Origin of the sequence: Halomonas sp. FeN2 (genome assembly GCF_020595105.1) — a bacterium.
Lineage (GTDB): Bacteria > Pseudomonadota > Gammaproteobacteria > Pseudomonadales > Halomonadaceae > Vreelandella > Vreelandella neptunia.
On sequence record NZ_CP074200.1, the window covers coordinates 2,148,893 to 2,168,948 of the forward strand.

General features: G+C 57.0%; 19 protein-coding genes. 6 read left to right on the top strand and 13 right to left on the bottom strand.

Annotation, left to right across the window (positions count from 1 at the left end):
* Nucleotides 1-21: 21 nt before the first annotated feature.
* The 3 genes from KF947_RS09775 to KF947_RS09785 all read right to left on the bottom strand — a co-directional run bounded on the left by KF947_RS09775 (nt 22) and on the right by KF947_RS09785 (nt 2,835).
* Nucleotides 22-324 carry an urease subunit gamma gene (locus KF947_RS09775; RefSeq protein ID WP_022521353.1) on the bottom strand — a complete coding sequence of 101 codons (303 nt, stop codon included), beginning with the start codon at nt 322-324 and terminating at the stop codon, nt 22-24.
* 37 nt (nt 325-361) lie between these two features.
* A complete protein-coding gene (locus KF947_RS09780; RefSeq protein ID WP_227406128.1) occupies nt 362-1,246 on the bottom strand; it encodes an urease accessory protein UreD in 885 nt (294 codons plus the stop codon).
* Between the two features lie 227 nt (nt 1,247-1,473).
* Entirely contained in the window at nt 1,474-2,835 is a 1,362-nt protein-coding gene (locus tag KF947_RS09785) for a diguanylate cyclase (protein WP_227406129.1), read from the bottom strand.
* A gap of 209 nt (nt 2,836-3,044) precedes the next feature.
* On the opposite strand from KF947_RS09785, the gene KF947_RS09790 reads away from it, so the two are divergent.
* From KF947_RS09790 to KF947_RS09815, 6 genes are all read left to right on the top strand, one after another.
* Complete coding sequence (locus KF947_RS09790; protein WP_227406130.1) at nt 3,045-3,494, top strand: antitoxin Xre/MbcA/ParS toxin-binding domain-containing protein; 450 nt, start codon at nt 3,045-3,047, stop codon at nt 3,492-3,494.
* Nucleotides 3,491-3,955 carry an RES family NAD+ phosphorylase gene (locus KF947_RS09795; protein ID WP_133731827.1) on the top strand — a complete coding sequence of 155 codons (465 nt, stop codon included), beginning with the start codon at nt 3,491-3,493 and terminating at the stop codon, nt 3,953-3,955. Before KF947_RS09790 ends, KF947_RS09795 begins: the two co-directional genes overlap by 4 nt.
* A 242-nt stretch (nt 3,956-4,197) precedes the next feature.
* Nucleotides 4,198-5,166: a metal ABC transporter solute-binding protein, Zn/Mn family gene (locus tag KF947_RS09800; protein ID WP_227406131.1), complete on the top strand. Its 969-nt coding sequence runs from the start codon at nt 4,198-4,200 to the stop codon at nt 5,164-5,166.
* 23 nt (nt 5,167-5,189) lie between these two features.
* The gene (locus KF947_RS09805) at nt 5,190-5,972 is read left to right on the top strand and encodes a metal ABC transporter ATP-binding protein (RefSeq protein WP_133731829.1); all 783 of its coding nucleotides are present in this window, start codon (nt 5,190-5,192) and stop codon (nt 5,970-5,972) included.
* Between the two features lie 3 nt (nt 5,973-5,975).
* Nucleotides 5,976-7,082, top strand: a complete 1,107-nt coding sequence (locus KF947_RS09810; protein ID WP_227406132.1) for a metal ABC transporter permease — start codon at nt 5,976-5,978, stop codon at nt 7,080-7,082.
* Nucleotides 7,079-7,999, top strand: coding sequence for a metal ABC transporter permease (locus tag KF947_RS09815; RefSeq protein WP_227406133.1), 921 nt, complete (start codon nt 7,079-7,081; stop codon nt 7,997-7,999). The genes KF947_RS09810 and KF947_RS09815 overlap by 4 nt, the downstream gene beginning before the upstream one ends.
* Nucleotides 8,000-8,096: 97 nt before the next feature.
* Here the strand turns inward: KF947_RS09815 and urtE are convergent, their stop codons facing one another.
* The 10 genes from urtE to KF947_RS09865 form a co-directional block, all read right to left on the bottom strand.
* Complete coding sequence (gene urtE, locus KF947_RS09820) at nt 8,097-8,804, bottom strand: urea ABC transporter ATP-binding subunit UrtE (protein WP_227406134.1); 708 nt, start codon at nt 8,802-8,804, stop codon at nt 8,097-8,099.
* Nucleotides 8,804-9,640, bottom strand: coding sequence for an urea ABC transporter ATP-binding protein UrtD (gene urtD / locus KF947_RS09825; RefSeq protein WP_227406135.1), 837 nt, complete (start codon nt 9,638-9,640; stop codon nt 8,804-8,806). The genes urtE and urtD overlap by 1 nt, the downstream gene beginning before the upstream one ends.
* A complete protein-coding gene (urtC, locus tag KF947_RS09830) occupies nt 9,637-10,809 on the bottom strand; it encodes an urea ABC transporter permease subunit UrtC (protein ID WP_227406136.1) in 1,173 nt (390 codons plus the stop codon). The genes urtD and urtC overlap by 4 nt, the downstream gene beginning before the upstream one ends.
* 3 nt (nt 10,810-10,812) lie before the next feature.
* Complete coding sequence (gene urtB / locus KF947_RS09835) at nt 10,813-12,432, bottom strand: urea ABC transporter permease subunit UrtB (protein ID WP_227406137.1); 1,620 nt, start codon at nt 12,430-12,432, stop codon at nt 10,813-10,815.
* Between the two features lie 92 nt (nt 12,433-12,524).
* On the bottom strand, nt 12,525-13,886 hold the full coding sequence (urtA, locus tag KF947_RS09840; RefSeq protein ID WP_227406138.1) for an urea ABC transporter substrate-binding protein: 1,362 nt from the start codon (nt 13,884-13,886) through the stop codon (nt 12,525-12,527).
* A gap of 468 nt (nt 13,887-14,354) precedes the next feature.
* Entirely contained in the window at nt 14,355-15,881 is a 1,527-nt protein-coding gene (locus KF947_RS09845) for a tripartite tricarboxylate transporter permease (RefSeq protein WP_133731836.1), read from the bottom strand.
* Nucleotides 15,881-16,333 carry a tripartite tricarboxylate transporter TctB family protein gene (locus tag KF947_RS09850; RefSeq protein WP_133731837.1) on the bottom strand — a complete coding sequence of 151 codons (453 nt, stop codon included), beginning with the start codon at nt 16,331-16,333 and terminating at the stop codon, nt 15,881-15,883. The genes KF947_RS09845 and KF947_RS09850 overlap by 1 nt, the downstream gene beginning before the upstream one ends.
* A complete protein-coding gene (locus KF947_RS09855; protein WP_227406139.1) occupies nt 16,333-17,334 on the bottom strand; it encodes a Bug family tripartite tricarboxylate transporter substrate binding protein in 1,002 nt (333 codons plus the stop codon). Before KF947_RS09855 ends, KF947_RS09850 begins: the two co-directional genes overlap by 1 nt.
* Before the next feature lie 188 nt (nt 17,335-17,522).
* On the bottom strand, nt 17,523-18,266 hold the full coding sequence (locus KF947_RS09860; RefSeq protein ID WP_133731839.1) for a response regulator: 744 nt from the start codon (nt 18,264-18,266) through the stop codon (nt 17,523-17,525).
* 82 nt (nt 18,267-18,348) lie between these two features.
* The gene (locus KF947_RS09865; RefSeq protein WP_227406140.1) at nt 18,349-20,046 is read right to left on the bottom strand and encodes a sensor histidine kinase; all 1,698 of its coding nucleotides are present in this window, start codon (nt 20,044-20,046) and stop codon (nt 18,349-18,351) included.
* Nucleotides 20,047-20,056: the final 10 nt, after the last annotated feature.

Here is a 20,056-nt window from a genome sequence, read left to right on the forward strand (position 1 = left end):
GTTGCTCCTTTCAATCGCCCCTCAAACAATAGGCGTATGGACAGTGACCAGCTTGGTGCCGTCGGGGAAGGTGGCTTCCACCTGCACTTCGTCGACCATCTCGGCGACGCCGTCCATCACATCCTCACGGCTAAGGATCTCGCGGCCATAGCTCATTAAGTCCGCCACGCTGCGGCCATCCCGGGCGCCTTCCATAATCTCGAAGCTGATCAGCGCCACCGCTTCCGGGTAGTTGAGCTTTAAACCACGCGCCTTGCGGCGCTCCGCCAATTGGGCGGCGGAGAACAGCAGCAGTTTGTCTTTGTCTCTCGGGGTTAATTCCATGGAACGTGTCTCCAGCAGGGCATCGCAGTGATGCCAATTAGGTTAGCCAAATTCGTGGTGTATGCGCTTCACGCTCGATCCACCGCGGGCGCAGCAGTTGCCAGGCCTGTTCGCATAACGCCCAGGCTTCGTTCCGCGAATTCCCTAAGTAGCGCAGCAGCAGAACATCGTGGCGGACGGTAACCGCCCAGCGCGGGTTATCCGGCAGCGCTTCTCGCAAGGCTTCAATGGCCGCAGGCGCGTCGGCAATCCCCACCGCCCAGAGCGTGGCCTGCACCGTGGCACCGCCCTGACCCCAGCGCCCGGCAAAGCGTGGGTGTAGTGGGTCTAGCGGTTGGCGCTCTAGCCACAACGGCTTGCCATCCAGGGTTAAGCGGAAGTGCTGCTCAATGCGTCCAGAAACATAGGGTAAGTCGCTAGCGGGGCGGCCCAGCGCCATCACTTCCCAGCCCAGGCAGCGGGCGCTGCCGTGAAGATCAATCTGGGTGCGCTGCTCGCCCTTGGAACCATCAAAGGCGATGGTCTCCTGGGGCAGCCATTCAAGTGTCGCGCCATCTTCAACGCTCAACCGGGTGTGCTGCGTCCAGGCCACGCCCTGGCTGTCGGCTTTATAGAGCTTATTGGCAGCCGGGGTCGTCAGCAGCGCATGGGCACCGCCCTCTACATGAGCACTAATGGTAAGCGCATCGCCGCTGACTAATCCGCCTGGCGGGTGAAGCACATAAACATGGCAAGCCTCACTACGCCCTTCGGGATAGAAAGGGCGCTGCACCCGCAGTGGCCCCTGATGGCGCGCCTGCACCATGCGAGTGGCGCCGTCGCGATGGGCAAAGGTGAGCGCTAACGAAGCCGCCCAGTGGCGGCCTGCATCGAAGCGGTGGCCGGAGGCAATGTGTGGTTTGGCGAGTTCGCACAGGATCATGGGTTGCTATCGCTTCCTTTTCACTAAGCCTTTAACTTATAGAAGCAATTAATGCGCCAAAATGGTGAAAAGCCCTACTGTGCGGTCAATGGTATGGATGAAAGGTGATGACTGGCAGTGCTACGCACCCGCGCGCACCAAAACGGCACGACAATAGACCTTTAATGCACCAAATAAATGCATTCGCTACTGTTTTAGCGCTCAGCCTGCACTCACTCTTCACACCATCACTGCACAACGACCCGGTCACGCCCACCGCGCTTCGCTTCATAAAGGGCTTGATCAGCCCGCTGCAGGGAGTGGTGATAGTCTGGGTGACCATCGTGAAGCGTGACGCCCACGCTAATCGTCACGTTAAGCAGCGTATCGGCGGCGGCAAGCATCGCTTCTTTGGCCACCGATTGACGCAAACGCTCAGCAAATAACCGGCTGCCGTCGTGGTCAGTATTGACCAGTACAATCAAAAACTCCTCGCCACCCATGCGAAACACGTAATCTCCCCCACGGGTGGAGCGATCAAGGATGCTTGCCACCTGCTGCAGTACGTTGTCGCCAGCGTCATGCCCATGGGTATCGTTGATCGATTTGAAGTGGTCGATATCGACCATCAACAGCGCAAAGCAGTGCTCCGAGTGGCGGGCGATGTCTATTTCGCGGCTAAGCACCACTGACAAAAATTTGCGGTTGAGTAACCTGGTCAAGCTGTCGCGTCCTGCGTCCAAACCTGAGGCGCGCTGCAACACATCGTCAAGTAGCATCAACACCGTACGGGCAGCGTCACGAATCTCGCCGAGCGCTTTCAGCCGCTGGCTAGGATCTTCATGAAGCAGCACTTCCAGCCATTCACAATCCACTTGCTTTATATGACGTGAGATAGTGGCAATTTCCGGCGCGCCCTCAAACGCATGGCATGCTTTATGTAAGTACCACAGACCAAAATCGGAATTCGATAACCGCGGCAGCGTGGCGATATCCTGCTGGGCGGCGACGGCAAACATCAGTGCGTTTTCCCAGTTCAGCAGCGCCGAACGCTGGCGTTCACGCTCGTCGCCAATGTTCTGGGTGAGTGAAAACAGCTTGTACGCTTCTTCAGTGCGCGCATTACGGTCACTGGCCACCGAGTAGGCGTGGCTCATGATTTCCATGGCCATATCGATATGGTCGGAGACGTACACCGAGGCATCCCCCGGCGATAGCGGGCTTTTGAACGTGGCGTTGATCTGCTCATAAAACGCCTGCTTAAGCTGCCGCGCTCCGCTTAGCACCAGGTTGACCGGTATATCGATACGGGCATGCACCTGCCCCACTTTCTCCTGCTGCTCAACCAGGGACTCAAAATCGGCGTGATCGACGGCAAACATGGCCTTCAGCCAGCGCTGCATTGAGGGGTGTAAACGCTGCTCCACTTGAGCGTTGGAGAGGAACAGCGAAGCATGGGGGTCTTCCAGCATCACCCGATAAAAGTGGTCAGCAAAGTTTTGGCCGTGGTGCTCTACCAACGTCTCGACTGCTTGCCGCAACGGTTTGGGCGTGCGCTCCAGAAGCGTCTGCCACTCGGCGGCGAGCTGATGTTTATCTTTATAGCGCATACCCCACCTGCTTCTTATTGCGAAATCAATCAATGTTACAGGCAAAAAATCGCCTAAAACCGAACACAGAGCAGGGTTTTAGCGAATAAGCAGGCACCTGCTAGATCATTCCCCCAAATACCTCTCTACCCTGGGTATCACTTGACCAGGGCAACAGCGTCGTGTACACCAGTTGATAGCCTTTTGAAGTATCAAATGAGGATAGCGCCATGGATATCCACTTCACTCAATACCAGCCCCCCAAAGCTTTGGCGTCCGGCTTCTGGCAACAGATTGGCCTGCCTGCACGGGGCCGCAAGTTGCATGAGCTATTGCATCAAGGCGTGGAGTACCGGGTTTACCCCCGGCTAGCCAAGGTATCAGGTATCGAGCAGAAGGCGCTGGCGCGCTATGTGGATATTCCCTCTGCCACGTTGAGCCGTCGCGCCAAGTCAGGCCGCTTCAAGATGGCGGAAAGCGACCGGCTGTATCGCTTTGCTGAGCTTTTCAAGGCGGCCCTGGATCTATTCGAGGGTGACGCTGAAAGTGCTCGCGCCTGGCTGCTCAAACCCAATGCCGGGCTAGGCGGGCGGCGCCCCGTCGAAATGAGCGCCACATCGGCAGAGTATCAAACGGTGTTGAACCTGATCGGGCGGCTGGAGCACGGGGTCTCGGTATGAACGAGGTCACCGCCTATCGACTGGTTAAGCGTAAGTTTCAGGAAACAGCGTTTGATGGCGAAGGCGCACGGCTTTACGGTGGGCGCTGGAACAGTCCCGGTAACGCCTGTGTGTATGTGGCAAGCTCCGAGTCGTTGGCGCTGCTGGAAATAATGGTGCATCTGGAGAGCTATCGGCTGCTCAACGCCTATGCGCTACTGCGTTTGACGCTGCCAGCGGAGAGTATTTTAAGCGTTGGCGAAGAAGATCTACCGGAAAACTGGCAGGAAGCCCCAGCGCCTGCAGAGACTGCTGAACTTGGCGATGGCTGGTTGGCATCCAAGCAAAGTCTGGCACTGGCAGTGCCGAGCGTGGTCGTGCCAAGAGAGCTCAACTACATGCTCAATCCGGCGGATCCTTTATTCGATCAAATCGTCACGACGGCCGAGGCACTGCCATTTCAACCCGATCCAAGACTTTGAACCGGGTGTGGATAACTTAAACCGTTCTTAGCAGACTTCAAAGGCGCGTTAGTAGCCCGTCTTACGTTTATTCCCGCAATACTCAAATACCCTTTTCAGCCCACCTCAGCGCCTTTTATCCGCTTGACATTGCATGGATAGCGTCACAAACTTAGCCAAGGCTATACTTCTTTCCCTAGGACAATCAGTTTACACAAAGCAACTTCAACCTATCTACCTCATGACGAGTCTGGAGCTAAATAATGGCAACAAAATATGCCGTGATTCTATTGGGAACGCTGCCTTTTAGTGCGTTGGCAACTGCCGATGAAACGCCCTTAAACGTGGTGGCAACGATTGGGATGATTGCCGATGTAGCGCAGGAAGTAGGCGGCGAATGCGTTAATGTGGAAGCCATGATGGGCCCCGGCGTAGACCCCCATCTGTATCAGGCAAGCGCTAGCGACGTGGCCTTGCTGCGGGGCGCCGAACACATTCTCTATTCAGGCTACTCATTGGAAGGACAGCTGGGGAGTGTGCTGGAGAATTTCTCGGCACGAACACCTACGCTTGCCGTGGCGCCCGCTTCCATTGATCCGGCGTCGTTGATCACCGCTCAGGATGTCTACGGGGTCGACCCTCACCTGTGGATGGATGTCTCTTTATGGGCCCAGACACTGCCCACCCTGAGCGATGCATTGAGCGAAGCACGCCCTGAGTGCGCCACGACGATTGAAACCAATACCGAGCGTTATCAGGCTCAGTTGCTAGCCCTGCATGAGTGGGTTAAAGAGAGCATTGCCAGCATCCCCGAAGAGCAGCGTATTCTTGTCACTGCCCACGACGCTTTCAGCTACTTTGGCCGTGCCTATGACATTGAGGTGGAAGGGATTCAGGGCATCAGTACCGAAACCGAAACCGGGATCGCCGATATTCGCAGCATGGCGGATAGCGTCGTTGCACATAACGTGCCTGCGGTATTTATCGAGAGCACGATCAACCCGCGCACCATTCAGGCAGTGATCGATGCTGCAAGGCAGCGCGGCCATGATGTGACCATCGGCGGCCAGCTTTATTCCGACGCCATGGGCGATGAAGGCACGGTAGATGGTACCTATATGGGCATGATCTACCGTAATACCCAGCACATTGTCGAGGCGCTAGGCGGTTCCTTGGCGCCGCTGCCAAAGGCACTAGATGACTGGGCCAGCGAGTGGCAACTCGCTCAATAAGCATTCGATAAGGCAGTGCATCCATGGCGACATCCGACCTTACAGACACCGCACTGAGCATTAAAAACCTGACGGTGAGCTACCATAACCAACCCGTGCTTTGGGATATCGATCTGGATATCCCTGCCGGTGTCATGGCGGGCATTGTCGGCCCTAACGGGGCGGGCAAGAGCACGTTGATCAAAAGCCTACTGGGGCTGGTGCCGTCGTTGTCAGGCGAGGTGATGGTGCATGGGCGGCCCTACGCCACGCAGCGTAAACGAGTGGGCTATGTGCCACAGCGCTCAAGCGTTGATTGGGATTTTCCCACCACTGCGCTGGATGTGGTCACCATGGGGCTTTACGGGCGCTTGGGTTGGCTCAGAAGACCGGGGCGAAAAGAGCGCCACGAGGCGCAGGAAGCACTTGAGATGGTCGGTATGAGTGCCTTGGCCGAGCGCCAGATTAGCCAGCTCTCAGGTGGCCAGCAGCAGCGCGTATTTTTGGCCCGTGCGCTGGTGCAGCAAGCCGATGTGTATTTTCTTGATGAACCCATGGCGGGCGTCGATGCCACCACCGAGCGGGCCATTATCGATATCCTGCGCCGCCTGCGCGACGCGGGTAAGACGCTGATCGTGGTACACCACGATCTACAAACGGTGCGCACCTACTTTGACTGGCTACTGCTACTCAACGTGCGAGTCATCGCCAGCGGCAAGGCCGAGGAGGTGTTCAAGATCGATCACCTGCGCCAGGCTTACGGCGGCCAAATCGCGCTACTTAATGATAATGAATCGTTAATGTTTTCCGCCTCAAAGGTGAAGTAACCCATGGTGTGGCTTGAGCTTTTATCTGACTACACCTTTCAGAATGTAGTCATTGGCGCCTCGCTGCTGGGGCTGATCAGCGGCCCGCTGGGCTGTTTTGCGGTGCTGCGTCGCCAAAGCCTGCTGGGAGACGCGATTTCCCACGCAGCCCTTCCCGGCATCTGTTTAAGCTTTATCATCACTGGCAGCCGAGATATTGGCGGGATTATTATGGGTTCACTGATCACCGGCTCCGCCGCCGCGCTGATTATGCTGATGCTGACGCGCTTAAGCCGCCTGAAAACTGACGCAGCCCTGGGCGCCTGCCTGAGTATCTTTTTTGCCGTGGGTATCGTTCTGCTCACCTATATCCAGAGCACCAACAACGCCTCCCAGGGCGGTCTTGAGGCCTTTCTTTTCGGCCAGGCCGCCGCGACGCTGCGCTCCGACTTATGGGTGATGGGCAGCATTACGCTGGTCACGCTGCTACTGCTTGCCGTCTTCTGGAAACAGGCCAAGCTGGTCACCTTTGATGCGGAGTACGCCCGCACGCTCGGCATGCCTATCACCGTGATTGAAGCATCGCTCACCGCTATGGTGGCGCTAGCGGTCGTCGTCGGCCTGCAGATGGTCGGTGTGATTTTGATGGCCGCCATGATCGTGGCACCCGCGGCGGCCGCGCGACAGTGGAGCCGCCACCTGGGCGGCATGCTCACCATCGCCGCAGGCGTCGGTATTGTCAGTGGCGTGTCAGGGGCGACCATCAGCACCCTATCGCGGGGCCTGGCAACCGGCCCGCTGATTGTCCTTACCGCAACCGTCATCGTGCTGATATCGTTGGCATTGGCGCCCGGCCGTGGCCTGCTGTGGGGTGTGATAAAGCACTATCGCCAGAAGTCAGCGCTGCAGAAACAGCAGCTACTTTATGCGCTATATAAACACTCGGCTGATCCCTCATGCGCCCCTTCAACACTCGGTTCACGCAGGATGCTCAACAAGCTTAAGCAGCAAGGCTACCTAACCCGCTCTCGGCGCGGTACCACCCCAGGCGACGATGGCTGGGGGCTAACGGCACAGGGCCAGGCGGAGGCTAGAAGAGTGGTCGCGGCCTTTGAGGAATTAGCATCATGATGGCAGAGCTACTGACCACAACTGCCCTGCCCATTATGCTAGTGGGCGCGATGGTAGGCATCGCCTCCTCGGCGGTGGGTACCTTTTTAGTGCTGCGCGGCAACAGCATGTTATCCGACGCAATCAGCCATTCGATTGTGTTTGGCATCGTCATCGTCTGGCTGCTGACCAAGCAACAGAGCGGGCCGGTACAACTGATTGGGGCCGCCCTCACCGGGCTGTTAACCGTGCTGCTCACCGAAGCCTTAGCGAGCACCAAACGGGTCAAGCAGGATACCGCTATTGGCCTGGTCTTCCCGGCGCTGTTCTCTATCGGCGTACTGCTGTTGAATATTTATGCCAATGATGTGCATATCGACACGCATACTGTGCTGCTCGGTGAGATCGGTTTTGTCTGGCTGGATACAGTCGACATCTTCGGCCTGCCCATCCCCCAGGCGCTGGTATCGATGAGCGTGATGACGGTGCTCAACTACGCGTTTATCGGACTCTTTTATAAGGAGCTGAAGCTGGCCACCTTCGATCCGGCGCTGGCCAAAACGTTCGGCTTTATGCCCTCGATTCTTTTCTATGTGCTGCTAATGCTAACTAGTTCCACTGCCGTGGCGGCCTTTGATGCGGTAGGCGCGGTGCTGTTTATCGCCTTTGCCATCGTTCCCGCCTCCGCCGCCTATTTGCTGACCGACCGGCTGTGGATGATGTTTATCATCGGTGCGCTAATTTCTATCGCCTCGAGTATTTCCGGCTACTACCTCGCCGTGTTTCTCAACGTCTCCATTGGCGGCATGATGGCCGTCATGACCGGCGTATTCCTGATGCTCGCCTTTCTGGCAGGGCCACGCTACGGCGTGATTACCCAACTGGTCAAACGCCAACGGGCACGCCAGGCGCCGGTGGAGCCGCCGCCCAGCGTTTGAAGCCCAGCTTTTGGAAACACCGCTCATCCGCGCGCAAAAAAGCGACCGCCTTTCGACAGCCGCTTGGCCGGGCAGGCGGTAACCGGGTGTGGATAACTTAAACCGTCAGATGCTGCTTGATCAGCTCATTGGAGAGCTCGCTGATCTCACCTTTGGCCACCGGGCGACCGCGATCCATGATCACAAAGCGATCGGCGTATTTACGGGCAAAGGGCAGCTTCTGCTCTACCAGTAGCACCGTAAGGCCATCCTCGTTGATCAACTGACGGATCACTTGGCCGATTTGAGCGACGATATTGGGCTGAATACCCTCACCTGGCTCGTCCAAAATCAGCAGTTTGGGTTCGATGACCAGCGCACGGCCAATCGCCAGCTGCTGCTGTTGCCCGCCGGAGAGATCGCCGCCACGGCGGTGTTTCATCTCTTTAAGCACTGGGAACAGCTCATAGACCCGCTCAGGTATCTTTTTCAGCCCGTCGCTGCGGGCGGCAAGGCCGGTGCGCAGGTTCTCCTCCACGGTCAGCAGCGGAAATATCTGCCGCCCCTGGGGCACGTAACCAATTCCCAACCGCGAGCGCGCCTCAACGGCTTTTTTAGTCAGCTCGATCTCGCCGGTGTCGGCGGTGTAGCGCAGCTCGCCACTTTTGACGGCCACCTCGCCCATCACGGCTTTCAGCAGCGTGGTTTTGCCCACGCCGTTGCGTCCCATCACGCAGGTACACTGACCGGCGGGCACCTCAAGATCAAGATCCCAGAGGGTGTGGCTTTCGCCGTAGAACTGGTTAAGCTTTTCAATGGCTAGCATCAGGCGGCCTCCTCGTCATCGGCACCCAGGTAGACCTCGATTACTTTGGGGTCGCTGGAGACTTGATCCATGGTGCCTTCCGCCAGCACGCTGCCCTGGTGCAGCACGGTCACCTGGCGAGCGATGGAGCGCACAAAGCCCATATCGTGCTCCACCACCACCACGGACTGTTTACCGGCCAGCCCGGTGAGCAACTCGGCAGTGCGCTCCATCTCCTGCTCGGTCATGCCCGCCACCGGTTCATCCACCAGCAGCAGGCGCGGGCGCTGCATCAGCAGCATGCCGATCTCCAGCCACTGCTTCTGGCCGTGGGAAAGAATCCCGGCGGGCTGATGACGCAACTCCGTCAGGCCGATGGTTTCCAGCACGTCGTTAATACGGTCTTTGATCTCGCCGGTCATGCGGGCGGTCAGGGTGGGAAAAATCCGCTTGTCCGCCGCCATGGCCAACTCCAGGTTTTCAAACACCGAGAGCGCTTCGAAGACCGTGGGCTTTTGAAACTTGCGGCCAATGCCCAGGCTGGCGATGTCGGGTTCGTTCATGTGCAGCAGGTTATGGCGACTGCCGAACCATACGCTGCCGCTGGTGGGGCGGGTTTTGCCGGTAATGATATCCATCATGGTGGTTTTACCCGCCCCGTTGGGGCCGATAATGCAACGTAGCTCTCCGTCATTGATGGTCAGGTTAAGATTATTGATGGCTTTAAAACCATCGAAGCTGACAGTGACATCTTCCATATAAAGAATCGGCCCGTGACGAACGTCCACCGGTGAGGCTTGGGGCGCCATAAAATCGAACACCCGGTCACGCTGGGACAGCGATTGCAGCAAACTCATGCGGAGGCCTCCTTGGACGTGTGTTGATGGTCAGGATCCGTCGTCTGATCCTCGCGCTTACGACGCTTGAGGTAGCCAAACAGCCCCGCCACACCCTTGGGCAGAAACACCGTGACCAGTACGAACATCGCGCCCAGGGCAAACAGCCAGGCATCGGGCATGACGCCGGTAAAGATAGTTTTGGCGTAGTTAACTAAAATGGCACCAATCACCGCGCCATACAGCGTGGCGCGACCGCCTAACGCTACCCACAGCACAATCTCGATGGAGAAAATCGGCGAGAATTCACTGGGGTTGATAATACCCACTTGCGGCACGTAGAGCGCCCCCGCCAGGCCCGCCAGCATCGCCGAGACCACAAACACAAACAGCTGAAAGCGTTCGACCCGATAGCCGAGAAAGCGCGTGCGCGCCTCGGCGTCGCGGGTGGCCACGCTCACACGGCCCAGCTTACTGGTGACAATTGCGCGGCAAAGGATAAACCCCAGCGCCAAGGCCACCCCGGTGGCCAGGAAAAGCCCTAACCGCGTGGCGTCGCTGCGTAGATCAAAACCGACGATCTCGCGGAAGTCAGTCAGGCCGTTATTACCGCCGAAGCCCATCTCATTGCGGAAGAAAGCCAGCATCAAGGCAAAGGTCAGTGCCTGGGTGATGATCGACAGATACACCCCGGTGACCCGTGAGCGAAACGCCAAGAAGCCGAACACCAGCGCCAGTAGGCCGGGGGCCAGCAGCACCATGGCAAAGGCAAACCAGGCCATATCGAAACCGTGCCAGAACCACGGCAGGCTGTCCCAGTTGAGGAACACCATAAAGTCGGGCAGTACCGGATGGCCGTAGGTGCCGCGATCGCCAATCTGGCGCATCAGGTACATGCCCATGGCGTAACCGCCGATAGCAAAAAACGCACCGTGGCCGAGGCTTAAAATGCCCAGATAGCCCCACACCAGATCCACCGCCACCGCCAGCAGCGCGTAGCTTAGGTACTTACCGAAAAGGTTAACCGTATAAGCCCCCACATGAAGCGGGTTATCCGGCGGCACTGCCACATGCAGCAGGGTGACCAGCGCCAGCGCGGCCAGTAGCACGCCGAGAAAAATCTGCGTAGAGCGTTCGCTGAACGGGCGTGTTAGCCAAAAATTTGTCGATGATTCGGTCGTTAATGACATCGTTTAGCCCTCCGCAGCCCGGCCCTTCTGCGGGAAGAGTCCACGCGGGCGTTTTTGAATGAATAGGATGATAAAGACCAGCACGATAATTTTGGCCAGTACCGCGCCTGCCCAGGGTTCCAGCACCTGGTTGATCACCCCCAGCGATAGACCAGCCACCAGCGTGCCCCACAGGTTGCCCACGCCGCCGAACACCACCACCATGAAGGAGTCGATGATGTAGTTCTGCCCCAGGTTGGGGCCGACGTTGGTGAGCTGGGAGAGCGCGACCCCGGCAAGCCCGGCTACGCCGGAGCCCAATGCAAAGGTCATGATATCCACGCGAGTCGCACGAATGCCCATGGAGCGGGCCATGGCGCGGTTTTGGGTCACGGCGCGCACTTCAAGCCCCAGCCGGGTGCGGCGCATAATCAACATCAGGCCCGCAAACACCACTAGCGCAAAGCCGAGCACGTACATACGATTCAGCGTTAATGAGAGCGCATCGTTAACCACCAGTGAACCGCTCATCCACTCAGGGGTGATGACGGTACGGTTAAGCGGTGAAATCACCGTGCGCACCAGCTGCTGCAGAATCAGGCTGATACCAAAGGTCGCCAGCAGGGTTTCCAGCGGGCGTCCCTTGAGGAACTGGATAACGCCGCGCTCGATCGCCACACCCGCCAGAGCGGCAACCATAAAGCCCGCGGGAATCGATAGAATCAACGCCAGCCCAGGCTGGCCGGGCAGCAGTTGCTGCATCGCCCAGGTGGTGTAGGCACCCAGCATCATCAGCTCGCCATGAGCCATGTTGATGACGCCCATGACACCGAAGGTGATCGCCAGGCCAATGGCAGCTAGCACCAGCACCGAGCCAAGGCTCAAGCCGAAATAGAGCGTTTCCAGACCGCGATTGATTTTTAGCTGCTGCTCGATACCCGCCAGGGAAGCGGCAGCGGCGTTGGCAACAACGGGATCATCGCTATTGGCTGCCCGGCTCAACGCCACACGCGAACGCGGATGCAGGCTGCCATCCAGCGCTTCGACCCCGGCTATTTCACCCGCTTCAGCGCGATAAATCGCCACCGCCTGGGTCAGGCGATAGCGCACCTGCTCGTCCTCTTCCTGCGCAATCAAGTCGTCGAGGGTCGGCACCAGCTCAGCATCTACTTCCCCTAGCAGGCGCTCGGCCGAGGTGCGGCGGCGTTCCACGTTAGGCGAGTAGAGGTCAACGACCGCAATGGCACTGCGCAGTTGATTACGCAGGTTGTTGTTAATACCGATACGCTCCAGATCACGGCGAGACATCTCGCCCAGCGCTTCGCCGGTTAGAACATCGGCCACCGGCCAGTCACGGCCACGGTTCTCCAACACTAATACAAAGCGGCCGTCTTCGGTGCGCTGTAGGCGGCCATCCAGCAAGGCCTGCAGCCAATCACGGGCGCGCTCGTCGTCGCTTTGCAGAATAGCGGTGATGGCTTCGCCTTTGGCAGAGTAGGATTCAACGTCCAGCGCTTCTAATAGTTCGAGCGCGGCCTCATCATTCGTGGAACTGCTGGCGGTGTCTGTTGATTGTGCCTGTGCGGTGAGCGTCATACCCAACAGCAGAAAACAGAGCATCGCCAAGGAAAGGAAACGCCTCATGGGGTTCTTCCTTTGGTTATCTAAGAGGGAAAGATAGCGTGCTCCTTGCCGCGCCAACCATCGAACCGCGGCGCGGCAAGGGGTGTTATTCGTTACTCAGCGAGTGCCGCTTCGGCTTCTTCTACTGCGGTACTACCACCGCACGAGCCGTTCACGACGTTGAAGTTGCCGCACTCCATCGGCTTACGCCAATCGGCAATCAAGTCACGGGAGCCAGGCAGGTAGTCAGACCAGGCATCGCCGGCCACGGTAGACGGCGTTTGCCACACGATATCGAACTGGCCGTTGTCCTGAATCTCACCGATCAACACCGGCTTGGTGATGTGGTGGTTGGGCATCATCGCCGCATAGCCGCCGGAGAGGTTAGGCACCGTCACACCGATAATGGCGTCTTTAACGGTATCGACATCCGTGGTGCCCGCTTTGCGAACCGCTTCGGCCCACATGTTGAAGCCAATGTAGTGCGCTTCCATTGGGTCGTTAGTCACTGCCATATCGTCGCCGGTGTACTCGATCCAGGCATCGATGAAGTCGTAGTTGTCGTCGTTATCGACGCTCATGAAGTAGTTCCAGGCGGCCAGGTGGCCCACCAGCGGGCCGGTATCAATACCGGTAAGCTCCTGCTCACCCACGGAGAAGGCGATGACGGGAATATCGGCAGCGTCGATACCCTGGTTGGAGAGCTCGGTATAGAACGGCACGTTGGCGTCGCCGTTAACCGTCGAGATCACGGCAGTTGGTTTACCCTCTTCACCGAAGCGACGAATTTCTGCCACGATGTTCTGCCAATCGGAGTGACCGAACGGCGTGTAGTTAACCATGATGTCCTCTTCCGCAATGCCGTGTTCATCCTTGAGGAAGGCTTCAAGGATACGGTTGGTGGTACGCGGGTAGACATAGTCGGTACCCACTAGCGCAAAGCGCTCGATACCGACTTCGTTGATAAGGTATTCAACCGCAGGAATCGCCTGCTGGTTAGGCGCTGCGCCGGTGTAGAAGACGTTTTCAGAAGACTCTTCGCCTTCATACTGCACCGGGTAGAACAGCAGGCCGTTGAGCTCTTCTACGACGGGCAGTACGGATTTACGCGAAACCGACGTCCAGTTGCCGAAAATCACGTCCACTTCTTCCTGGTCTAGTAGCTCCCGGGCGCGTTCGGCAAACAGCGGCCAGTTAGACGCCGGGTCAACCACCACGGCCTCTAACTGACGGCCCAGCAAACCACCGGCTTCGTTCTGCTGCTCAATAAGCATTTCGACGGTGTCTTTGAGGACGGTTTCACTGATCGCCATGGTGCCAGAGAGTGAGTGCAGGATACCGACTTTGATCGGGTCATCGTCTTGGGCGATGGCCTGGGTGCTGGCACTCATGATGGCAGCGGTGAGTAAAGCGGTCGCGAAGCGGCCACTTGAAAGGAAGGGGCGAGGGTGTGTCGAGCGTTTGAGAGTGTTCATTGTTAATCTCCTTGCACCCCTTATGATTGGGGCTTGATGGTTGGCTTCGCGCTTGGGGCTGTTGTGTTAGCTCCCCCAATACGTCCACTAGCCATTAACACCTGCAAGGGGTGCGCCAGATTGACACAAAGTTGCTTTATAGCTATTTAATCAGCCACTTAATAATCAACAGAAAATCTCAACACTCACCGCATGCACCAAAATAAAGCGCAAGAACGCAGCTAAAGCACCCTCGCAATGCACCAATAAAAGACAGTGCACCAACTAAGAACTTGAACTTTTGAAATACAGAGCATTAACGCATTAGTTACTTATTGACTACAAAGCCATTCTTTATTATTAGTTAAAAAAATAGGTAAGAAAGAGCAGATAACAGAAGCCTTGGACTTCTTCTATAGATGTTGCCTATAAAAAAGGGGCGTCGACTTTCGTCGACGCCCCGGTGATTGTGATTGATCTATTCGGGTATTAATCGCTTTCAGGCGAACCTGAATTGGGGGTTGCCTTCATCCCGCGTCGCAAAAGGGGACCCAAGATATAAGGCAAGATCAAGCCCAACCCAGCAAAGACCCAAAGGCCGATAGCCAGACCGCTGTCCCATAGGATCATCCAGTCGCCATCGGAGATATCCATGGCATGGCGAAGGTTCTTCTCCATCTCAGGCCCCAGCAACAAGCCAAGAATCACTGGCACCAGCGGAATCTCAAGCTTACGCAGGACGTAACCACCCACTCCAAAGGCCACCATGAAGTAGAGGTCAAAGATGGTGTTACTGATCGAGTAGATACCCACGAAAGCGATCATCGTGACGATCGGCAGTAGGTACATCGGCGGTACGGACAGCAGCTTGACGAAGATGCCCACCAACGGAATGTTTAGAATCAGCAGCAAAAAGTTACCGATCAGCAGCGCCGCGATCACGCCCCAGACGATGTCGGCATTCTGGGTGAACATCAAAGGTCCTGGTGTGATATTCAATGAAATCAACAGCGCCAGCAGCACCGCCGTGGTACCACTACCCGGCACGCCTAGCGTCAACATAGGGACTAAAGCACCGCTGGACGCACCATTGTTACCCGCTTCAGGCGCCGCCACACCGCGCGGATCACCTTGTCCAAAATAGCCTTTCTTACCCAACACACGTTTTTCAAGGGTATAGCTGATAAAGCTACCCAACGAAGCACCGGCACCCGGTAGCACACCGGCGACAAAACCCAGCACCCCGCCACGGAAACTGGTGGGTAGAATATCGCGGATATCTTTCCAAGAGAGCGAAAGCTTATTGACCTTCATCTTTTCCTTACCACCACCTGCCCGCTCCTCAATGAAAAACAGCAGTTCAGAAATGGCAAACAGACCGACGATAGCAATGATGAAGTCCACGCCTTCAAAAAGTTCGAGCACCCCGAAGGTGTAGCGCTGCACGCCGGTATTGTCGATACCCACCGTGGCGATCATTAGGCCAATACTGGCGGCGACTACTGTTTTAACAGGGTTTTTGCCGGTGATGCCACCTAAGGTAGCGAACGCCAGCAGGAAGAGCGCGAAATACTCCGCAGGGCCGAACGTCAGAGCGAAATTAGCCAGCAGCGGCGCCAGCAGGATCAAACCGACGGTGGCCACCAGGCTGCCAATGAAGGAGGCCACCGCCGAGATAGCGAGCGCCTCCGACGCCTTGCCTTTTTGGGCCATAGGATAGCCGTCAAGACAGGTCATCATGGCCGGTTCATCGCCCGGAATATTCAACAGAATCGATGAAATACGCCCACCGTACATGGCACCCGCATACACCGAGGTCAGCATAATCAGGGCGGTTTCTGGTGCGAGTCCCAAACTGAACGCCAGCGGAATCAGGATGGCCACACCATTGGCCGGGCCTAATCCCGGCAAGGCGCCGATCAAGGTGCCTAGAAAAGCACCCAGCAGGGCGAACATTAGGTTATGGGGCTGCAGAGCAACGCCAAAACCATCCATCAAATAACCTAGAGTTTCCATTAGTTCACCTCCAGGAATGACAACAGACCCAGCGGCAAGGCGAGATCAAGTGCAAAACTAAATAGGAAGTACACCACCACTGCCGAGACTGCCCCAGTAATGTAAGCATTGAGTGGACGAGCCCCCATTCGCCAGCAAAGCGTCCCCACCGCCAACGTGGTGCTAATAATGAAGCCCAGCGGCTGAAGCAGCATGGCGTAAAAGATCAGCACCACCACGGCGATAATGAGCTCGACACCCGTACGGCTCCAAGGCCAGGCGTTGTCGGGATCAGGGCGTACAATCAGATAAAGGCTGGAAATTGCCAGTACCACGGCCAGCAGCTTCGGAAAAGTGTCAGGGCCGACGGCTTCGGCCCCACCAAACGGCTCTGGGAACTGAGTCGCGGCCCAGCCGTACGCAACGGCCAGGACGATCATCAAGACCCCAAAGATGCGGTCATTGAAAGTCATTACTGAATCAATCCAATATCTTTAGAGAGCTGTTCAATGTCACTGATCTGGTTGAGTACAAACTCTTCAAACTCACCAGCGGTCATGTGGAAAGGCATCAAACCGTTTTGAGCCATGACATTCTGCCACTCTTCACTCTGGTAAATAGTGTCCATGGCATCGGTCCAATACGCTTTAGCTTCTTCGGAGACATCCGCAGGCATATAAAAGCCGCGCCAGTTGGGGCCAAGGGCGTCGATGCCTTGCTCACGTGCGGTGGGGATATCAGACAGGTCGCCCGGTAGGCGCTCTTCGGAGAGTACCGCTAGGACGCGCAAGTCGCCAGACTCCATAAACCCTTGGGCTTCGGTGATATCACCGGTAAAGGCGTCTACGTGCCCGCCGATCACTTGGGTTAACGCTTCACCACCATTGTTGTACGAAAGGTAGGCAATGCGCGGAAGATTCTCGACATCGGCTGCCTGAGCAGCAATCAACACTTTAAGATGATCCCAACCGCCCTTAGCGCTACCGCCGGCGAACTTGACACTACGCGGGTCTTCCTTAAGTGAGTCCATCAATTCATTCAGGTCATCGATCTCGGAATCAGCGGCTACGGCGATAATCCCGTAATCCGCACCTAGAGCACCGATCCAATTGACCTGATCGGCGGTCAGCCCAGGGAATTGTCCTTGAGCCAGACGAGTCGTAGTAGCCGTGGACGCCGCTACCAGCAGATGGTCGTCACCGGCGCGCTTGCTTACAGTATGAGCAAACGCCACGCCGCCACCAGCGCCAGCCATATTGATGGTTTGTACATTCGCCGGTACTAGATCAAGCTCCTGCATGACATTCCCCACGCTGCGGCAGGTAAAGTCCCAGCCGCCGCCTGGGTCGGACGGAGCGATACACTCCACCTTACCCTCCGGTTCGAAGGCAGCGGCAGTGCTAGAGAAGGTTGTAACTGCCGCCAGTGGAAGGGCCAGCAGGGTTATATATTTAAAGGCAGGCTTGTGAATCATGGCGTTCTCCACGTATCAGTTTTGTTGTGTGATGAGTTTGCTGTGTAGAGCTTCTTATTGTGAGACTGCACGCCGCGAACGTTAGAAGACCACTACCCTGACCGACAAGCTTGTGCGCATAAAAGACAAAATGTTCTTTATGGCTATTTTGTTCATTTTGTTCACGCCCACTTACTTACAACATTACTTCATAGAGTGTTGAGCCACTCGTGTGCCGCCTCCAACAGCCGATAGCGACGCTCGGGCCGCCCTACATCACCATAGCCTAGCTCGGCACTGACTGCCTGCTCGGCGACTAAAAACTCTAAATAGCGGCGTGCGGTTGAGCGGCTGGCGCCCATGGTACGTGCCATCTGCATGGCGGTGAGGGAGTCGGGAGCATCGGCCAGGGCATCAATCACCCGGCGCAGCGTCAGCCGATCAATACCCTTAGGCAGGGTTTGAGACGAGGTTTGGCTTTTAGCACGCAACGGCTCGCCAGGCTTCAGGCGCGCTAGCACGGAGTCCAGTTCATCCTGATTCATCTCGGCGCGGTTGGCCAACGCTTCACGCTCGCGCCGGAAGCGAGTCAGCATTTGCGTCATTCGCACGGCCTCAATCGGTTTGATCAGGTAGTCGAATACACCGCCGCGCAGCGCCTCGCTGATGGTTTCCACTTCCCGGGCAGCGGTGACCATGACGATATCCACATGCACGTAGTCGCGGCGAATTGCCCATAGCAGCTCCAAGCCTTCAACATCGGGAAGGTAGGCGTCTAGCAAAATCAAATGGATACTGGCAGCCTGCTCCGCCATGATAGCCTTGGCTTCACTGCCGTTGCGCGCCATGCCCACTACATAAAAGCCATCGCTCTGTTCAATGAAGGCTCTGTGGATATCGGCAATGCGAAAATCATCTTCAACGACCAAAATGCCATACTGCCCATCAGACATTGCGTTCCCCCTAGCCGTCGTGGTCACTATTTTCGAGACTGTTTTGAAATTGTTGTTGAGACTGTTGTTGAGACTGTTGTTTTTAAGAGTATCCGAGAGACTGCTGTTGGTCTTGCTGCGCGCACAGCGAGCGGTCGAGCACCGCGATAAAGCACGCGCCGCCCAGTTCGCTCTCCTCCAGGGTCACGGCGCCGCCGTGCTGACGGCACAGCCTGGCCACCAGCGCCAGGCCAATGCCCTGGTGTTTACCCGTTTTGGTCGAAAAGCCTTCCTGGAAAATCGACTCAGCTAACTGAGCAGGCACTCCGGGCCCGTTGTCCTCCACTTCGATCAGCAGTTGCTCGCCCAAATCAGTAAAAAACAGGCGTACTTTGGGCTCGTTACTCGGCCCATTCAGCGCTGCGTGGCAGGCGTTGTCCAGCAGGTTACCCACCACGCTCATCATCACCTCTTGGCCAGTGGGCGTTAGCGGGCAGGAGAGCGAGCTTTGCTCATCGATTTCCAGCGATACGCCCAGTTCCCGCGCGCGGGTAAGTTTACCCAGTAGCGTACCGCTAAGCACGGCGTCGGCAACGTTGCGCATTAAAAAGCTCATCTGCGCCTGGGCTCGTTCGGTTTCCTGATGGATCAGCGCCAAGGCTTCCTCGATGCGCTCTAATTGCAGTAACCCAGAGATGGTGTAGAGCTTATTGGAAAACTCGTGGGCCTGAGCGCGCAGCATATCCACGTCACGGCTGGCTTGGGTTAGCGCGTGAGATAGATCCACGATCTCGCGACGGCTGCGGAAAGTGGCCACCGCCCCCTCAATCTCACCTTCGTGCAGAATCGGCACGCGGTTAACCACTACCGGGTGATCGCCCAGCCACATCTCCTGGTCGAACTCCTGCTCACCACGTCGGAGCACCTCCAGCAGCCGCGAATTAGGCACGACCTCACGGATGGGCTGCCCCAGCAGCACGTGCTCATCGTCTAAGTTGAGAAAGCGCCGCGCCTGCTGGTTGACCAAGGTAATATGACCTTCACGATTAACCGCCAGAATGCCCTCGTGGATCGACTGCAAAATGGCCTCTTTTTCCATGGCCAAGCGGGCAATTTCGTAGGGTTCCAGGCCCAAAATGACCTTTTTAAGATGCTGCGATAGCCAATAGGCACCGGCAAAGCCGAGACAAATCATCAGCGCCACCAGCGCCCAGCCAAAGCTGTTATAGCGGGCTACGTCCATGGCCACGCGATCCATCATAAAACCGACGGAGACCAAGCCAATGATATTGCCCTCTTCGTCCCAAATGGGCGCTTTGCCACGAATGGCGGTGCCCAATGACCCGGTTGCCTCGGATACATAGTACTGGCCATGAATCAGCGCCTGATCATTATCGCCCCCCACCATTGGTTTCCCAATCCGCTCCGGTACGGGGTGGGAATAGCGAATACTTTGGGCGTTGCCCACAACGACATAGCGCGCTCCCGTTTCATGGCGAACGCGCTCTGCGAGGGGCTGAATAATGAAAGATGGGTCGGGGATCGCGAAGGCATTAATAATTTGCGGCATCGACGCCACCGTTTTGGCCACTGCCAGCGCTCGCTCGCCCATCTGCTGGCTAATAATTTCCGCCTTGCGGTGATTGAGATACGTACCCTGTGCCAGTAGCATGCCAGCCAGCAGTAGCCCGACTAACAGCATCACCTGGACGCGAAAGCTGCGTTTGTACCAGCTGCGTCTTGCGCGGGTTCGGCGCCAGCGCTGCAGGTCGGCTAACGTTCGGGGGCGGGAAGCGCTCATAGGTAGACTC